Source organism: Bradyrhizobium sp. LB13.1 (assembly GCF_054056815.1).
Genome location: NZ_JBSRYQ010000001.1, coordinates 6,200,452 through 6,215,246, shown reverse-complemented (window position 1 = coordinate 6,215,246; position 14,795 = coordinate 6,200,452). Strand labels below are relative to the sequence as shown.

General features: G+C 62.9%; 12 protein-coding genes and 2 pseudogenes. 11 read left to right on the top strand and 3 right to left on the bottom strand.

Going from position 1 to position 14,795, the window contains the following annotated elements; translation table 11 throughout:
• Window positions 1-118: 118 nt before the first annotated feature.
• Window positions 119-541 (bottom strand): winged helix-turn-helix transcriptional regulator, encoded by a 423-nt coding sequence (locus ACVWYI_RS30170; RefSeq protein WP_354045350.1) that lies wholly within the window; start codon window positions 539-541, stop codon window positions 119-121.
• A 116-nt stretch (window positions 542-657) separates the two neighbouring features.
• Between ACVWYI_RS30170 and ACVWYI_RS30165 the strand changes: the two genes are divergently transcribed.
• The 6 genes and pseudogenes from ACVWYI_RS30165 (at window position 658) to ACVWYI_RS30140 (ending at window position 7,729) form a co-directional block, all read left to right on the top strand.
• Window positions 658-1,530 (top strand): NmrA family NAD(P)-binding protein, encoded by an 873-nt coding sequence (locus ACVWYI_RS30165; RefSeq protein WP_456663965.1) that lies wholly within the window; start codon window positions 658-660, stop codon window positions 1,528-1,530.
• A 138-nt stretch (window positions 1,531-1,668) separates the two neighbouring features.
• Window positions 1,669-2,082, top strand: a complete 414-nt coding sequence (locus tag ACVWYI_RS30160) for a DoxX family protein (protein WP_456663964.1) — start codon at window positions 1,669-1,671, stop codon at window positions 2,080-2,082.
• A 216-nt stretch (window positions 2,083-2,298) separates the two neighbouring features.
• Window positions 2,299-2,652: a hypothetical protein gene (locus ACVWYI_RS30155; protein WP_354045344.1), complete on the top strand. Its 354-nt coding sequence runs from the start codon at window positions 2,299-2,301 to the stop codon at window positions 2,650-2,652.
• A 92-nt stretch (window positions 2,653-2,744) separates the two neighbouring features.
• Window positions 2,745-3,153: pseudogene (locus tag ACVWYI_RS30150) on the top strand (FixH family protein).
• Window positions 3,150-4,544: an efflux RND transporter periplasmic adaptor subunit gene (locus ACVWYI_RS30145; protein WP_456663963.1), complete on the top strand. Its 1,395-nt coding sequence runs from the start codon at window positions 3,150-3,152 to the stop codon at window positions 4,542-4,544. The pseudogene ACVWYI_RS30150 and the gene ACVWYI_RS30145 overlap by 4 nt, the downstream one beginning before the upstream one ends.
• Window positions 4,541-7,729 (top strand): efflux RND transporter permease subunit, encoded by a 3,189-nt coding sequence (locus ACVWYI_RS30140; RefSeq protein WP_456663962.1) that lies wholly within the window; start codon window positions 4,541-4,543, stop codon window positions 7,727-7,729. The genes ACVWYI_RS30145 and ACVWYI_RS30140 overlap by 4 nt, the downstream gene beginning before the upstream one ends.
• Window positions 7,730-8,155: 426 nt before the next feature.
• Here the strand turns inward: ACVWYI_RS30140 and ACVWYI_RS30135 are convergent, their stop codons facing one another.
• Window positions 8,156-8,959, bottom strand: coding sequence for a DeoR/GlpR family DNA-binding transcription regulator (locus ACVWYI_RS30135; RefSeq protein WP_456663961.1), 804 nt, complete (start codon window positions 8,957-8,959; stop codon window positions 8,156-8,158).
• Between the two features lie 252 nt (window positions 8,960-9,211).
• On the opposite strand from ACVWYI_RS30135, the gene ACVWYI_RS30130 reads away from it, so the two are divergent.
• From ACVWYI_RS30130 to ACVWYI_RS30110, 5 genes and pseudogenes are all read left to right on the top strand, one after another.
• A complete protein-coding gene (locus tag ACVWYI_RS30130) occupies window positions 9,212-10,231 on the top strand; it encodes an ABC transporter ATP-binding protein (protein WP_456663960.1) in 1,020 nt (339 codons plus the stop codon).
• A gap of 56 nt (window positions 10,232-10,287) precedes the next feature.
• A complete protein-coding gene (locus tag ACVWYI_RS30125) occupies window positions 10,288-11,547 on the top strand; it encodes an ABC transporter substrate-binding protein (RefSeq protein ID WP_456664589.1) in 1,260 nt (419 codons plus the stop codon).
• A gap of 45 nt (window positions 11,548-11,592) precedes the next feature.
• A complete protein-coding gene (locus ACVWYI_RS30120; RefSeq protein WP_456663959.1) occupies window positions 11,593-12,513 on the top strand; it encodes a carbohydrate ABC transporter permease in 921 nt (306 codons plus the stop codon).
• Window positions 12,510-13,320 (top strand): annotated as a pseudogene (locus ACVWYI_RS30115) (carbohydrate ABC transporter permease). Before ACVWYI_RS30120 ends, ACVWYI_RS30115 begins: the two are co-directional and overlap by 4 nt.
• Window positions 13,320-14,159 (top strand): endonuclease/exonuclease/phosphatase family protein, encoded by an 840-nt coding sequence (locus ACVWYI_RS30110; protein ID WP_456663958.1) that lies wholly within the window; start codon window positions 13,320-13,322, stop codon window positions 14,157-14,159. Before ACVWYI_RS30115 ends, ACVWYI_RS30110 begins: the two are co-directional and overlap by 1 nt.
• A gap of 109 nt (window positions 14,160-14,268) precedes the next feature.
• Here the strand turns inward: ACVWYI_RS30110 and ACVWYI_RS30105 are convergent, their stop codons facing one another.
• On the bottom strand, window positions 14,269-14,664 hold the full coding sequence (locus tag ACVWYI_RS30105; RefSeq protein WP_456663957.1) for a RidA family protein: 396 nt from the start codon (window positions 14,662-14,664) through the stop codon (window positions 14,269-14,271).
• Window positions 14,665-14,795: the final 131 nt, after the last annotated feature.

The following is a 14,795-nucleotide window of genomic DNA, read 5'->3' as shown; positions in this document are numbered from 1 at the left end:
CTGGCGAGGGGTTTTTCAGCAGACTGCTAGAGCAATGGCCTCGAAATGTCGCAAAAGCAGCTGTAGAGGCCGAGCGAGACCGTGGTGTTCGCCCCATGCGAACTTCTGCACCAGATCACTAGCGCGGGACATCACAGGGGGCTCCGTCAAAGCGGACGCGCGCGGCATGGATGTCGGAATAACGACGATCGGCCCAATCGACGAGGCTCGCCATCGGCTCCAGCAGGGATTGGCCTAGCGGGGAAAGGCAATACTCAACGCTCGGTGGTTTGGTCGGAAAGACATTGCGGGTGACAAGTCCGTCGCGCTCCAGGTCGCGCAGCGTCTGGGTGAGCATGCGCTTCGAGATGTCGCGGATGGCTCGATGAAGCTCGCTGAAGCGCTGCGGTCGCGTCGCGAGGGTCATGATCATGAGTATGCTCCACTTATCGCCGATGCAGTCGAGTACGTCGCGCACCGGGCAGTGTACGGATTCTGCTGACCGGGCGTCGTCCGATTGATATCGGCTGAATCGCTCGATCGCGCTCAATGCGTCGCTCATGCCGGTCTCCTTTTTCTCTCCTGGTTACAAAAAACTGCCTCCTTACGGTGCAGACCTCAGGTCTCTATGTGAGACCTACCCTAGAACGTAGACCATTTAACACCGGGAGAATACGTATGTTTCTAGTCACGGGAATCACGGGAAAAGTCGGCGGCGCAACGGCCAGGCATCTGCTGGCCCAAGGTAAGAAAGTACGCGCGCTGGTTCGCGACCGCGCGAAGGCGGCAAGCTGGTCAGACCAGGGCGTGGAACTGGTCGACGGCGACTGGAACAATGCGGCCACCATCGAGCGGGCGCTCAACGGCGTCGACGGCGCGTTTGTCATGTTGCCGGCCGTCTGGGCCCCCTCGCCGGACTTTAGGGAAGCCAAGGGCGTCATCGCGAACTATGTCGAGGCGCTGACCAAGGCCGCGCCCCCGCGGGTCATTGGGCTCTCGTCGATGGGTGCGAACAGAACCAGCGAGTTGGGGATGATCACCGCCCTGTCGTTGCTGGAGCAGAGCCTTCGCAAACTGACATCGCCGATCGCCTTCGTGCGCGCTGGCGGGTTTTTCGAAAATTTCCTTTACGGCCTGCACGCCGCCCAGGGCGGCACGCTCCCCGTCTACTACAATCCGACCAACCGGAAATCGACCATGGCCGCGACGAACGACATCGGTGCCGAGGCGGCGACGCTGCTGACCGGGCCGGCGTGGTCGGGGCATCGCGTCATCGAACTTGGTTCGATGGTCAGCGCGGATGAAATCGCAGCGCAACTGGGCGATGTCATGCAGCGCGAAGTCAGGGCGTTCGCAGTGCCGCGGGCCGAGTGGTCGGCAGCGTTCGAGCAGTTCGGCATCCCGAAGGGCCAAACCGGACCGGCTGAAGCGATGTTTGAGGCCGTCAACGCGGGCTGGATGGACCTCGGCGTAGCGGGCACGGAGCACGTCGCCGGCACAACGCTGCCCCGCGATGTCTTCGCGGCGGCCCAGAAGACCGCCACGGCGTAGGTCCAGATCAGCGATGAGATGCGACTTTCGAACCTGCTCCGGAAAGTCGCATCTCCTTCGGAATGAATGCTTCGCGGCCGCCCCTCTCTTGGCGGCCACACAGGTTTTCCGGCGCCCACATCAGAAAAGGATAGACAAATGTCAAAGAGTTCCTGGAGCCATGTCTCGGCCTTGGCGCTTGCCGTTTTCTTCGTCGTGGGATCACTCAGCAACATCTTCGCCCCGGGGTCCATCTACGAGGAATATCTTCGGTGGGGATACCCACACTGGTTCCATTTCGTGACCGGATCGCTAGAACTCACGACCGCCGTTCTGCTGGTGCGGGCACGAACGCGGCTGTGGGGCTCGGCGCTGGGCTGCACCGTGATGTTGGCGGCGCTCGCGACCGTCACACTGCACGGCGAGTACGGGCACGCGGTGGCGCCGCTTGTCGTGGCGACACTATCGATAGTCGGCGGCTGGATCGCCTCGCGGAAAGCGGCTCCCCGGCCCAGCATGACCGACGCTACTGGAGAGCCAAGGGATTGTCTGCGTGCGAACGTTCGCGGCTGAAACTGGATGTCCACCTACCAATGTTTGGCCCTAGCTGACCCCGCGTTTGATCGGCTGCTGCGTGTTCTGCAGCTACGGGTCGATCCCGTGTCCGTCGATCCAGTCCGGCGATGAGGACGGCGAGTCCTGCTGCGGCTGAGATCCGGCAGGTTTGGCTGGCGAACATGTGAACCGGGCTGGCTTCCATAGTTTCACTTTCCGTGGGATGGTCGTGCCATGCATTTGCGGCGACTGCTCAAACTCGCTCTCGCGCTCTTTGTGAGCCTCGGCCTGATGCTGGCGCCTCTGATCACGCCGGCCGCCGCTGCGCACGCGCGATCGGCCGCGATGGCCAACATGTCCATGTCGGCCGACATGCCCTGTTGTCCGGAGGAGCAGAAGAGCAAGGACTGTCAAGACTGTCCGCTGGTTGCAATGTGCGTGTTGAAGACGGCCCAGGCGGGACCCTCTGAGGCCGCCGCCCTTCCGCTGCGGCACGCAATCCGGACCACCCACTCGGTGGCGGACGACGTGGTCGGCGACGGTTTGATCCGTCCACCTCCCGACCAACCCCCTCGAATCCTGGCCTGAACGGCGCTTGACGCCGATTGCGTCCGTGCGCTTTGCGCCCGGATGACGCACGCCGCCTCGGCGGCGAATTCAGGACATCGAGGACACACAACATGAAGACGTCTACCTTCGCGCGGGCCGTCCAGGCCGCGTTGATCGCTGCGACCATCGGCGGCACAAGCACGGCCGCATTGGCCGACATCAAGGACTACACGTTCGAGCTCGTCGACCAGTCGGTCCAGGCCGGGCCCGACAAGGTCATCACCGTCAGGCTCGTGAACACCAAGACCGGCAAACCGGTGCCGGAGGCGGTGATCTTCGCCAGCCGTTTAGACATGGCTCCCGACGGGATGCAGGAGATGGCGACCAAGGTCACGGCCATGCCCGGGACCGAGCCCGGCACCTACCGCTTCAAGGCAAGCTTTGGCATGGCGGGACGGTGGCAGCTTTCGCTGGGCGCCAAGGTCCAGGGCGAGACGGGGTAGCGTCGAGAACAAGCTCGTCATCACGGCGCACAAATGATCCGCCCCATCGCCACAAGCCTGGTCGCCGCGTTGATCGCGGCGGCCGGGATCGCATTCGTCATCGCCGGCCCGCAGCGGCCGGCGGCTCGAGCCGTGATCGGCCTCGCTGCGGCCGAGGAGAGCGGCGCCCCGATCTACTACCAGGATCCGGACGGCAAGCCGTCTTACTCGCTTGTGCCAAGAAAGACGCCGGACGGCCGGGATTACCGCGCCGTGCCCGCTGGCGCCGACGTCGGCTTCGACGACGACCAGCCGGCGACAACGGCCGGCGATTCCGGAGCGCGACGGATCAAATACTACCGCAATCCTATGGGCCTGCCGGACACCTCCCCGGCGCCGAAGAAAGATTCCATGGGGATGGACTACATCCCGGTCTACGAGGGCGAGGACAGCGACGACGGCTCCGTCAAGCTCTCCCCGGGGAAGATCCAGCGTACCGGCGTCAAGTCGGAGCCCGCAGCGAGGCGGGTGATCCGGACCGTCGTCAGGGCGCCGGGCACGATCGCCCTCGACGAGCGGCGGATTTCCGTGATCGCAATGCGGGCGGAAAGCTTCATCCTTAAGGTCGCCGACGTCACCACCGGATCGCATGTTGCCAAGGGCCAGCCCCTGATGGAGGTCTACAGCCCCGCGGTGTCCTCCGCGGCGGCCGAGTACCTGACCACCATCACCTCGAAGACGACCAGCGGCGACGTTCAGTATGGCCGTGGATCGCGGCAGCGCCTGATGAATCTGGACGTGCCCGATGCTGCGATCTCCGCCATCGAGAAGAGCCGGACCGTGCCGACCTCGATCGAGTGGACTTCGCCGCGCGACGGCATCGTGCTGGAGCGCAATGCCATCGAAGGCATGCGCGTGCAGCCCGGCGGCGTCCTGTTCCGGATCGCCGACCACTCCCTTGTTTGGGCGCTGATCGACGTCGCCGAACGCGATCTGGGCATGATCGCCAAGGGCCAGCCCGTCGCGGTGAAGGCGCGGAGCTTTCCGGGCCGGGAGTTCACTGGGCAGGTCCAGGTGATCTATCCCGAGATCAACAAGGAGACCCGGACCGCGCGCGTCCGCGTTGAACTGCAGAATCCGGACCTGATCCTGCTGCACGACATGTACGTCGACGCCGACATCGACACCGGTAGCGGCGAGGCCGTCCTCGCGGTGCCGGAGAGCGCCGTGATGGACACCGGGAGCCGGCAGGCCGTTTTCATCGACAAGGGGCAGGGTCGGCTGGAGCCGCGCGAGGTCAAGCTCGGCCACCGGGGCGGCGGCTTCGTGGAGATCCGGCAGGGCCTCGCGGAGAGCGACGCCGTGGTGGTCTCGGCGAATTTCCTGATCGATGCCGAAAGCAACCTGAAGGCCGCCCTGAAGGGCTTTGCCGAAGGGGCGCAGCAATGATCGCACGCCTCATCGCCTGGTCCGCCCGCAACCTGCTGCTGGTCCTGTTCGGGACCGGCTTCGCCGCCGCGGCGGGACTGTACGCGCTTCTGCATCTGCCGCTCGATGCCATCCCGGATCTCTCGGATACCCAGGTGATCGTCTACACCGAGTACCCCGGCCAGGCGCCGCAGGTGATCGAGGACCAGGTCACCTATCCGTTGACGACGGCGATGCTGACGGTCCCGAAATCGAAGGTGGTCCGCGGCTTCTCGTTCTTCGGCGTCTCGTTCGTGTACGTGATCTTCGAGGACGGCACGGACATCTATTGGGCGCGCTCGCGCGTGCTGGAATTCCTCAATGGCGCCAGCGCGCGCCTGCCGGCCGGTGTCACACCCACGATCGGTCCCGACGCGACCGGTGTCGGCTGGGTCTACCAGTACGCGGTGATGTCGAAGGAGCTGAACCTCGCCGACACGCGGACCATCCAGGACTGGAATCTGAAGTTCGCGCTGGCCAAGGCCGAGGGCGTCGCGGAAGTCGCGAGCGTCGGCGGGTTCGTCAAGCAGTACAACGTGATCCTCGATCCGCAGCGCATGCGCGACCGGGGAATCACCATGCAAAAGATGCGTGACGCCATCCGCGCCAGCAACGCCGACGTCGGCGGGCGAACGGTCGAACTCTCCGAATTCGAGTACGTCATCCGCGGCAAGGGCTACATCAAGTCGATCAACGACCTCGGCGACATCGTGCTGAAGACGTCCGGCGGCACGCCCGTGCTGCTGCGCGACGTCGCAAGGGTCGAACTCGGCCCCGACGAGCGGCGCGGCATAGCGGAGCTGAACGGCGAGGGCGAGGTCGCCAGCGGCATCGTGCTGCAGCGCTTCGGCCTCAATGCTCTGGAGGTGATCCAGAACGTCAAGAAGCGCTTCCGGGAGATCGCCTCGAGTCTGCCGAAGTCCGTCGAGATCGTCCCGGTCTACGATCGCTCCAACCTGATCTACGCGGCAATCGACACCCTCAAGCACACGCTGTTCGAAGAAAGTGTCGTTGTCGCGCTGGTCTGCATCGTGTTCCTGCTGCACGTGCGCAGCGCGCTTGTCGCGATCCTGATGCTGCCGGTCGGCATCTTGATGGCGTTTGGTGCCATGAAGCTGCTGGGCCTCGGCTCCAACATCATGAGCCTCGGCGGCATCGCAATCGCGATCGGCGCCATGGTCGATGCGGCCATCGTCATGATCGAGAACGCGCACAAGCACCTCGAACGCGCCGAGCCGGGAAAGTCCAGGATCGACGTCCTGATCGCCGCCGCGGCCGAGGTCGGACCGGCGCTGTTCTTCAGTCTGCTGATCATCACCGTGTCGTTCATGCCGATCTTCACGCTCGAATCGCAGGAGGGGCGGCTGTTCAGCCCGCTTGCGTTCACCAAGACGTTCTCGATGGCGGCCGCCGCGCTTCTCTCGGTGACGTTGGTGCCGGCGCTGATGGTGATCTTCGTGCGCGGGCGGATCGTTCCGGAGCACCGGAATCCGATCAACCGGTTCCTGATCTGGATCTACCGCCCGGTGATCAAAGGCGTCATGCGGGCGAAGACGCTGGTGGTCGTGCTCGCGCTCGCGGTGCTGGCCGTGAGCATCTGGCCGGCGCGCCAGCTCGGCACCGAGTTCATGCCGAACCTCAATGAAGGCACGTTGCTCTACATGCCGACCACGCTGCCGGGCATCTCCGTCACCAAGGCCGGCGAACTGATGCAGACCCAGGACCGAATCATTCGATCCTTTCCGGAAGTCGCCTCGGTCTACGGCAAGGCAGGGCGCGCCGCGACCGCCACCGATCCGGCACCGTCCGAGATGTTCGAAACCCTTGTCAACCTCAAGCCAAAGGAAGAGTGGCGCCCCGGCATGACCATCGACGGGCTCATCGCCGAGATGGACAAGGCGCTGCAGTTTCCCGGGGTGTCGAACGCCTGGACCATGCCGATCAAGGCGCGCATCGACATGCTGTCGACGGGGATCAGGACGCCTATCGGGGTCAAGGTGATCGGGACGGATCTCGTCGAGATCGACAAGCTCGCCAAGCAGATCGAGCAGGTCCTCAAAACCGTTCCGGGCACCTCATCGGCCTACGCCGAGCGCGGGATCGGCGGCTACTATCTGGAGGTCACGCCGGACCGGGCCGCGCTGGCGCGTTACGGCATCATGGTCCAAGACGTGCAGGACACGATCGCTATGGCGCTGGGCGGGCAGACGGTGACCACCACCGTGGAAGGCCGGCAGCGCTTCACCGTCAACATGCGCTACCCGCGCGATCTGCGCGACAATCCGCAGGCTATCGCCAACGACGTGCTGGTGCCGATGCCCGCCGGCGGCGCTGTGCCGCTCGGCGAGGTGGCGAAGGTCGCGCCGGCGCGCGGGCCGACCTCGATCCGGACCGAGAACGGGCAACTCGCGACCTACGTCTACGTCGACATCCGTGACCGCGACCTCGGGGGCTACGTCGCGGACGCGAAAGCCGCCGTGCAGGCCAGCATCCGGTTTCCGGCCGGCTACTACGTGATGTGGAGCGGCCAGTACGAATACCTGGAGCGGGCCACCGCGCGGCTGAAGATCGTCGTTCCCCTGACGATGATGATCATCTTCCTGCTACTCTACCTGAACTTCCGCTCGATCACCGAGACGATGATCGTCATGCTCTCGCTGCCTTTCGCGCTGGTCGGCGGGTTTTGGCTGATGTGGTGGCTGGGCTTCAACCTCTCCGTTGCCGTCGCCGTCGGCTTCATCGCGCTCGCCGGCGTCGCAGCCGAGACCGGCGTTGTCATGCTAATCTACCTCAACCAGGCGCTGGCGGAGACTGCGGCGAGGCGTGCCGCCGAGGGGCGGGCCCTGACCCGCGGCGATCTCTACGACGCCGTCATGGAGGGCGCGGTGGAGCGCGTCCGACCCAAGATGATGACTGTGGTCGCGATCATGGCGGGCCTGCTGCCGATCATGTGGAGCACCGGGACCGGCTCCGAAATCATGCAGCGGATCGCGGTGCCGATGATCGGCGGGATGATCTCCTCCACGCTGCTGACGCTGATCGTGATCCCGGCGATCTTCGGATTGGTGAAGGGCTTCGGACTTCCGCCCGGTGATCAGGGCAGGGCCCAGTCGGCAGATCAGACAAAGGGGCCCGTCAAGGAGCGAGTGCTGCAGCCTGCTAAATAAGATCGACAAGGCGCCATGCGCGAAGTCCTCGAGCCGGGCATGGCACGACTTAGACGATCGAACGGCACAATCGAGCGTGGCCGACGCACCGTCAGTGCGGGCCCAACTTGCGTATGGACAGAGTTGATCCGAACTTCGCGGTACAATGGACCCCAGCGATACAGATGAACGATCGATCGAGCAGTATGCCGAGCACTGCAGCTTTAGGTAGGTAACGTGCGCGGTCGCGAATGGGATGCCGGCTCGCGGGGAAGGGCGACTTCACCCCTTGCAACTCCAGGAGCTTCGCGTGGAGCTCTTTCCAGGGAGCTTTCCGGAAGGGAGTTTTGATGGCGTACGAAGTTCTAAAGGCGAGCGGCGGAACGAGGATGCGGGAGCGGCTTCGCTCAAGTAACGCAAACGGACGCGTTCGTCAGCCGGTGCCGTTCAATCGTAGCCAAGCCGCTCGGATTCCTCGCGAGTGTAGTCTCTTGCGTGAATACGATCGGCGTATCTGGTGGAGATCGGCCCAAAGGCTGGCGGCAACGGGCCGTCGGTGAAGAGGTGGTGACAATCGTCGAGATGGCCGCCTCGCACCGTCGCGTTGCGACCGAACTTGGTCGTGTCAGCGACGAGCACCGCCGTGCGCGAATTGGCGACGATTGATTGACGTGCTTGAACCTCGTCCATATGAAAATCCAGCAGCGCGCCGTCTTGATCGATGCCGCCGACACCGAAGATCCCGTAGTCGGCTCGAAAACCCGCGAAGAAGCGCGCGGCGGCCTCGCCAACAATATCCCGATCAAGTGGGCGGAGGGTGCCGCCGGCGATCGTAATCTCGACTTCAGGGTTTTGTGCGAATGCAGCAGCCACGTTCAGATTGTTGGTGATGACGCGCAGATCCTGACGACGGGATAGTGCCTGCGCAACGTATTCTGGCGTCGTGCCAAGTCCGATCATCAGCGATGCTCCATCGGGAATGAACCTGGCGGTCGCATGCGCAATGCGCTGCTTGGCGACGGCGTTCAAACCTTGCCGGCTTCCATAGGCCAAATTCTGGTTCTGGACGGGAAGGCTGACACCGCCGTGGATTCGCCGGAGCAATCCTTGATCGCAGAGCGCATTCACGACACGGCGAATGGTCTGCTGCGTCACCTCAAAACGCGTCGCAAGTTGCTCGATCGAGGCGAAGCCTTGCTCGCGCACGATCTCTAGTATGGGGGCTCGACGTGAGGTGGAGGTCTTGAGCATAATTGATCCGTTCCAACCAAAGTATCATTTGAACGCTTAGGACGCAATTTTCTGTTTCATATGGGGTCACACTATGTTCATATGAACATAATAATTGCTGCGCCAATGAAGTTGCGCGGTCTGGAGGAACGGCATGGATCGGTCTGCTTGGGGTGAGGAGCCTTTGGCTGCTCCGCGAGGGCAGGACAAAGCCGGTATGAATGGCCACGCCGGTGCCCGGCACCGAACCCGGCATTTGAGAGCGAACAGACCATGTCAGCGATTACGCTGAGCCACGTCTCCAAATTTTGGGGATCGATGCGCGCTGTCGATGACGTCAGCCTGACAGCCGACGAAGGCTCGCTGCTGGTGCTGCTCGGGCCCTCCGGATGCGGCAAGTCGACGACGCTTCGATTGATCGCGGGCCTCGAGGAGGCCGCCGTCGGCACGATCACTATTGGCGGCATCGATGTTACGCATCTCACTCCGGCGCAACGGAAGATCTCAATGGTCTTCCAGTCCTACGCCCTGTTTCCGCATCTAAGCGTGGCCGAGAACATCGTCTTCGGACTGCGCGTGCGCCGCGTGTCTCGCGCAGAGCGGGACGAGCGGCTCCGGCGCGTCGCCGACATCGTCGGACTCAGTGGTCTGCTGGAGCGCAAGCCGTCGCAATTGTCCGGCGGGCAACGCCAGCGGGTAGCGCTCGGCCGCGCTATTATCGCGGAGGCGCGCGTCTGCCTCATGGACGAGCCGCTTTCAAATCTGGACGCCAAGTTGCGGCACGAGATGCGGACGGAAATCCGCGCGCTGCAGCAGCGCCTCGGCATCACCATGGTCTACGTGACCCACGATCAGACTGAGGCGATGACGATGGCGGACCGCGTCGTGCTGATGCGCGACGGCCGCGTCGAGCAGAACGGCTCGCCGGAAGAACTCTACAATCGTCCGGCAACGGCGTTCACGGCACGGTTCATTGGCACGCCGCCGATGAATCTCGTGCATCAGGGCGACAAGCTTATTGGCGTCAGGCCGGAGCATATCCGCATCGTCTCCGGCGGCGATCATGTTGTGCGCGTCAAGGCCGTCGAGCATCTCGGCGCGGACAGCATCGTGCTGTGCGAGATGGGTGGGCAGCCCATCTCGGTGCGGCTTGACGGCTTCAGCAAGGTTCGACCGGGCGAGGATATCCGGATTGCCTGGGATGCAGATTACGAACACCGGTTCGATTCGACAACGGAAGTCCGGTTGGAGAGCATTGTCAAAGAGGGCCGTCTGGCAGCATCCGACCGATGAGGGCGGCGGTGTCAGGGCGGATAACGAAGGAGACCAGAATGTTTGCGCGCCGAACAATGTTGATGGCAGCTGCTTTCGCTGCGCTGTCCATGGGCGCCGCCCGTCCGGCGGCAGCGGTGGACCTCACGATGTACTATCCGGTCGCGGTCGGCGGCCCCGTCACCAAGATCATCGATGACATGGTCTCGCGCTTCGAGAAGGACAATCCGGACGTCAAGGTGACGGCGGTCTATGCCGGCAACTACACGGACACGATGACCAAGGCGATGACAGCGATGAAGGGCGGCCAACCGCCGCAATTGTCGGTGCTGCTGTCCACCGACGTGTTCACGCTCATGGATGAGAACGCGATCGTGCCGATCGACGGCCTCGTCAGCGACAAGGCGTGGTTCAAGGATTTTTATCCGGCGTTCATGGCGAACGGGCAGATCGACGGCAAGACCTGGAGCATCCCGTTCCAGCGTTCGACGATCGTGCTGTACTGGAACAAGGAGGCCTTCAAGGAAGCCGGCCTCGATCCGGAGAAGGCACCGGCGTCCTGGGACGAACTGGTCGAGATGTCGAAGAAGCTCGTCAAGAAGGACGGTGCCGGAAACACCACGCGCTGGGGTGTCGAAATTCCCTCGACCGGTTACGCTTACTGGATGCTGCAGGCGCTGGCCATCGAGAACGGCCAGAAGATGATGAACGAGCCCGGCAATGAGGTGTATCTGACCGCACCGAAGACGGTCGCCGCGCTGGACTACTGGGTCGATCTGTCGCGCAAGCACAACGTGGCGCCGGCGGGCAGCATCGACTGGGCTACGCTGCGCACCGACTTCCTCGAAGGCAAGACGGCCATGATGTGGCACACCACCGGCAACCTGACGGCGGTCAAGGATGCCGCGAAATTCCAGTTCGGTGTGGCCATGCTTCCGGCCAAGGAGCAGCGCGGATCGCCGACCGGCGGGGGCAATTTCTATATCTTCAAAAGCGCGTCCCCGGAGCAGCAGAAGGCAGCGGTCAAGTTCATCCAGTGGATGACGGCGCCAGACCGTGCAGCGGAATGGAGCATGAAGACCGGCTACGTGGCTGTGTCCCCGGCCGCCTACAAGACCAGTGCGATGACGGAATATGCCAAGGGCTTCCCGCAAGCGACCGTCGCGCGCGACCAGCTCGAGCACGCGGTGCCAGAACTCTCCGTCCACGAGAACGGCCGCATCTACAAGTTCGTCGGCGATGCCGTGCAAGCCGCGATCACCGGCACGCAGAAGCCGCAGGAGGCGCTCGCCGCAGCCCAGCAGCAGGCCGATCGCGTCTTGCGCGCCTACAAGTAAGGAAAAGGCGGGATGGCGGCTCGCCGCCATCCCGCTGATACAGGGATGTCCGATACCGTCGCCTCATCACAGGCTTCTCCGCGCCGCGCCGGCTCGCAGGCGTGGTGGAATGCCGTGAACGCCTGGCTGCTGCTGTTGCCGGCGGCAGTGCTGTTGATCGCGTTCACCCATTACCCGATCCTCGCGACGGTCCGGCATTCGCTGTTCATCACACGCCGCAACGGCACCGAGGTCTTTGTCGGCCTCGACAGTTATCAGGCTATGGTGGCCGACCCGATCTTCCGGAAGGCGCTGGTCAATAATTTCTGGTTCGCGCTCGGCACAGTTCCGACGTCGATCGCGCTGGCGCTGGTCATGGCGATCTGGGTCAATCGCAACATGCGCGGCCGCGGCTTTCTGCGTTTGGCCTATTTTACTCCGACCGTACTGCCGATGATCGCGGTCGCGAACATCTGGCTGTTCTTCTACACCCCGGACTATGGGCTGCTCGATCAGTTGCGCGGAAACTTTGGCCTCGCCGGCTGGAATTGGCTCGGCGATCCCTCGACGGTCATGGGCTGCCTGATCGTCATGGTGATCTGGAAGGAAGCCGGCTTCTTCATGATCTTCTATCTCGCGGCCCTCCAGCAGCTCTCGCCGGATCTCGAAGAGGCTGCGTCCATCGAGGGGGCGAGCCGATGGTACACATTCCGCCGGATCACGTTCCCGCTGCTGATGCCGACCACTCTGTTCGTCGCGATCAACGCGGTCATCAACTCGTTCAAGCTGGTCGATCACCTCGTCATCATGACCAAGGGCGGTCCTAACAACGCCAGCACGCTGTTGCTGTACTACATCTACGAAGTCGCCTTCACGTTCCAGGATTCATCCTACGCGGCGACGTTGACGGTGGTGCTTCTGGTGCTGCTGAGCGCCGTCGCGCTGATCAAGTTCGGCTATCTCGATCGCAGGATCCACTATCAATGAGAGGCCGGACACATCCCATCGAGGCTGTCGCCGCGTGGCTTCTGGCGCTGATCTGGCTCGCGCCGCTGGCCTATGCCTTCTGGAGCGCACTGCATCCCGGCCGCCTATGCAACGTCGTTCAGCTTGTCCGCACCCTGGACGCTGGAGAACTTTGCCCGCGCCTGGAAGCAGGCGCCGTTCGCCCGCTACTATCTCAATACGATTGTGCTGGTGACGCTGGTTCTGGTCGGGCAACTCATCCTGTCGACGCTGGCGGCCTATGCGTTTGCACGCTTCAAGTTCAAGGGCAGCGGCATCGCCTTCGCGCTTGTCTTGTTACAATTGATGATCATGCCCGACGTGCTGATCGTCGAGAATTATCGCGCGATTGCCAAGCTCGGCCTGCTGGACACAATCCCTGCGATTGCGTTGCCTTATCTCGCCAGCGCCTTCGGCATCTTCCTGCTTCGGCAGACCTTTAAAAGCGTCCCTCAGGAACTCGTCGATGCGGCCCGGGTCGAAGGGTCTGGACCATTAGGGATTCTCTGGCGGGTCTATGTCCCGCTGGCGCGTCCGACCTACGTGGCATTCGGCCTCGTGTCGGTCAGCTACCACTGGAACAATTTCCTGTGGCCGCTGATCGTGACGAACTCTGTCGAAGCGCGCCCGCTCACCGTGGGCCTTGCGGTGTTCGGCGCGCCGGAGACCGGCGTGGACTGGTCGGTCATCACGGCGGCAACGGTGATGACCATGGCACCGCTGCTGATCGCGTTCCTGCTCTTCCAGCGGCAGTTCGTCCAATCCTTCATGCGCGCGGGAATTCGTTGATGCGGCTTCTCACCTGGAATATTCAGTGCGGCAAGGGTTGCGACGGCGTTACTGATCTGGCGAGGATCGTCGAGGTCGCAAGGGACACGGTGGATGCCGACGTCTTCTGCTTCCAGGAGGTGAGTTCGAACTTCTCCAGGCACGACGGGGGAGGGGATCAGAGCGCAGAGCTCGCCGCGCTGCTGCCGGGCTACATGGCGATATTTCGGCCTGCGATCGAAACCGTCGATCAGGCAGGCCAACTGCATCGCTTCGGCAACATGACCCTATCGCGCCTGCCGGTCGTGCAGATCAACAACCACATCCTGCCGTGGTCTGGCGCAGGCACGGTGCGCAGCATGCGGCGCCATGCGCTGGAAGTAACGGTCCAGACCCCATTTGGTGCGATCCGTATCGTCAATACGCATCTCGAATATTATTCGGTCGCCCAGCGGGAGGCGCAGATCAAGCGTTTGCTGGACCTGCAAGAGGATGCATCGATCAGTCCCAAGGCACCGACCGGAGGGCCCGTCGAGCCCTATGAAAGCCAGACGGTCGCCGCTTCGAGCCTGATGTGCGGCGATTTCAATTGTGATGTTGCCGATCCCCAGCACGCCATGATCGATCGATCGAATCGGCCGGGCCTCAACTATCGCGATGCCTGGACAGCTCGTCGTCCACACCGGCAGCGGTCGGCGACCTGCGGGCTATACGATCACGCGCAATGGATAGCAGGACCTGATTGCCGAGATTTTATTTTCGTGACGGAGGATTTGGCCGGCCGTGTCCTTGGCGTCGATGTCAATGGCAAGACAGATGCTTCCGATCATCAGCCGCTCTTCATCGAATTGGCGGATTAAGAGGGGCGGATAGAATTGCGAAATCTACCAGCGCTGGCTCGGGCTCCGGATCGCGAGATCGAACGCCTCGCGCAGCTGAGGTCATCCGAATTCGGGCCTTGGTGCGCGACTATTGTCGAGCGGCGATGGCCGTGATCTCGAGTCTGACGCCCGGACCGAGATCGGCCACGCCGATTGCGGCGCGCGCCGGCAGATGAGCTTCTGCAAAATGCGCCTTCCAGGCCGCATTGAACTCTGCCTTCTCCTTGAGGCTGGTCATGTAGATGGTCACCTGCAAGACGTTGGTCAGATCGGATCCGAGGGTCTTCAGTAGCTGCGCCAGCTGCCCGAGAACGTCGTTCGCCTGGCCCGACATATCGAGGCTCGTGTCCTCGGGGACGATCCCACCGATGTAAAGCACGCCATTATGCTCGACCGCTTCGTGGAGCAGACCTTCGTAGGGCAAGACGCGCGCTTGATCATGATGAGACCGATGTTGCTGTGGGATGGGCGGCATATCGCACATTTCAATGTCACTGTCGTTGCAAGAGATTTCGCAGTGCTTCCTAAGACGAATTGCACTGCTCGAATAAGGCTTGGTAAGGCGTTGAAAATAAAAGTAGAAAACTGGCCAACAAATCGCCGCCGGTCGTTCCC

What these genes read in the sequence shown, in the direction of transcription:
- ACVWYI_RS30130 (WP_456663960.1), top strand. Translation starts at nt 9,212, where the DNA reads ATGTCAGCGATTACGCTGAGCCACGTCTCCAAATTTTGGGGATCGATG.
- ACVWYI_RS30160 (WP_456663964.1), top strand. Translation starts at nt 1,669, where the DNA reads ATGTCAAAGAGTTCCTGGAGCCATGTCTCGGCCTTGGCGCTTGCCGTT.
- ACVWYI_RS30135 (WP_456663961.1), bottom strand. Translation starts at nt 8,959, where the DNA reads ATGCTCAAGACCTCCACCTCACGTCGAGCCCCCATACTAGAGATCGTG.
- ACVWYI_RS30110 (WP_456663958.1), top strand. Translation starts at nt 13,320, where the DNA reads ATGCGGCTTCTCACCTGGAATATTCAGTGCGGCAAGGGTTGCGACGGC.
- ACVWYI_RS30140 (WP_456663962.1), top strand. Translation starts at nt 4,541, where the DNA reads ATGATCGCACGCCTCATCGCCTGGTCCGCCCGCAACCTGCTGCTGGTC.
- ACVWYI_RS30155 (WP_354045344.1), top strand. Translation starts at nt 2,299, where the DNA reads ATGCATTTGCGGCGACTGCTCAAACTCGCTCTCGCGCTCTTTGTGAGC.
- ACVWYI_RS30120 (WP_456663959.1), top strand. Translation starts at nt 11,593, where the DNA reads ATGTCCGATACCGTCGCCTCATCACAGGCTTCTCCGCGCCGCGCCGGC.
- ACVWYI_RS30105 (WP_456663957.1), bottom strand. Translation starts at nt 14,664, where the DNA reads ATGTGCGATATGCCGCCCATCCCACAGCAACATCGGTCTCATCATGAT.
- ACVWYI_RS30145 (WP_456663963.1), top strand. Translation starts at nt 3,150, where the DNA reads ATGATCCGCCCCATCGCCACAAGCCTGGTCGCCGCGTTGATCGCGGCG.
- ACVWYI_RS30125 (WP_456664589.1), top strand. Translation starts at nt 10,288, where the DNA reads ATGTTGATGGCAGCTGCTTTCGCTGCGCTGTCCATGGGCGCCGCCCGT.
- ACVWYI_RS30170 (WP_354045350.1), bottom strand. Translation starts at nt 541, where the DNA reads ATGAGCGACGCATTGAGCGCGATCGAGCGATTCAGCCGATATCAATCG.
- ACVWYI_RS30165 (WP_456663965.1), top strand. Translation starts at nt 658, where the DNA reads ATGTTTCTAGTCACGGGAATCACGGGAAAAGTCGGCGGCGCAACGGCC.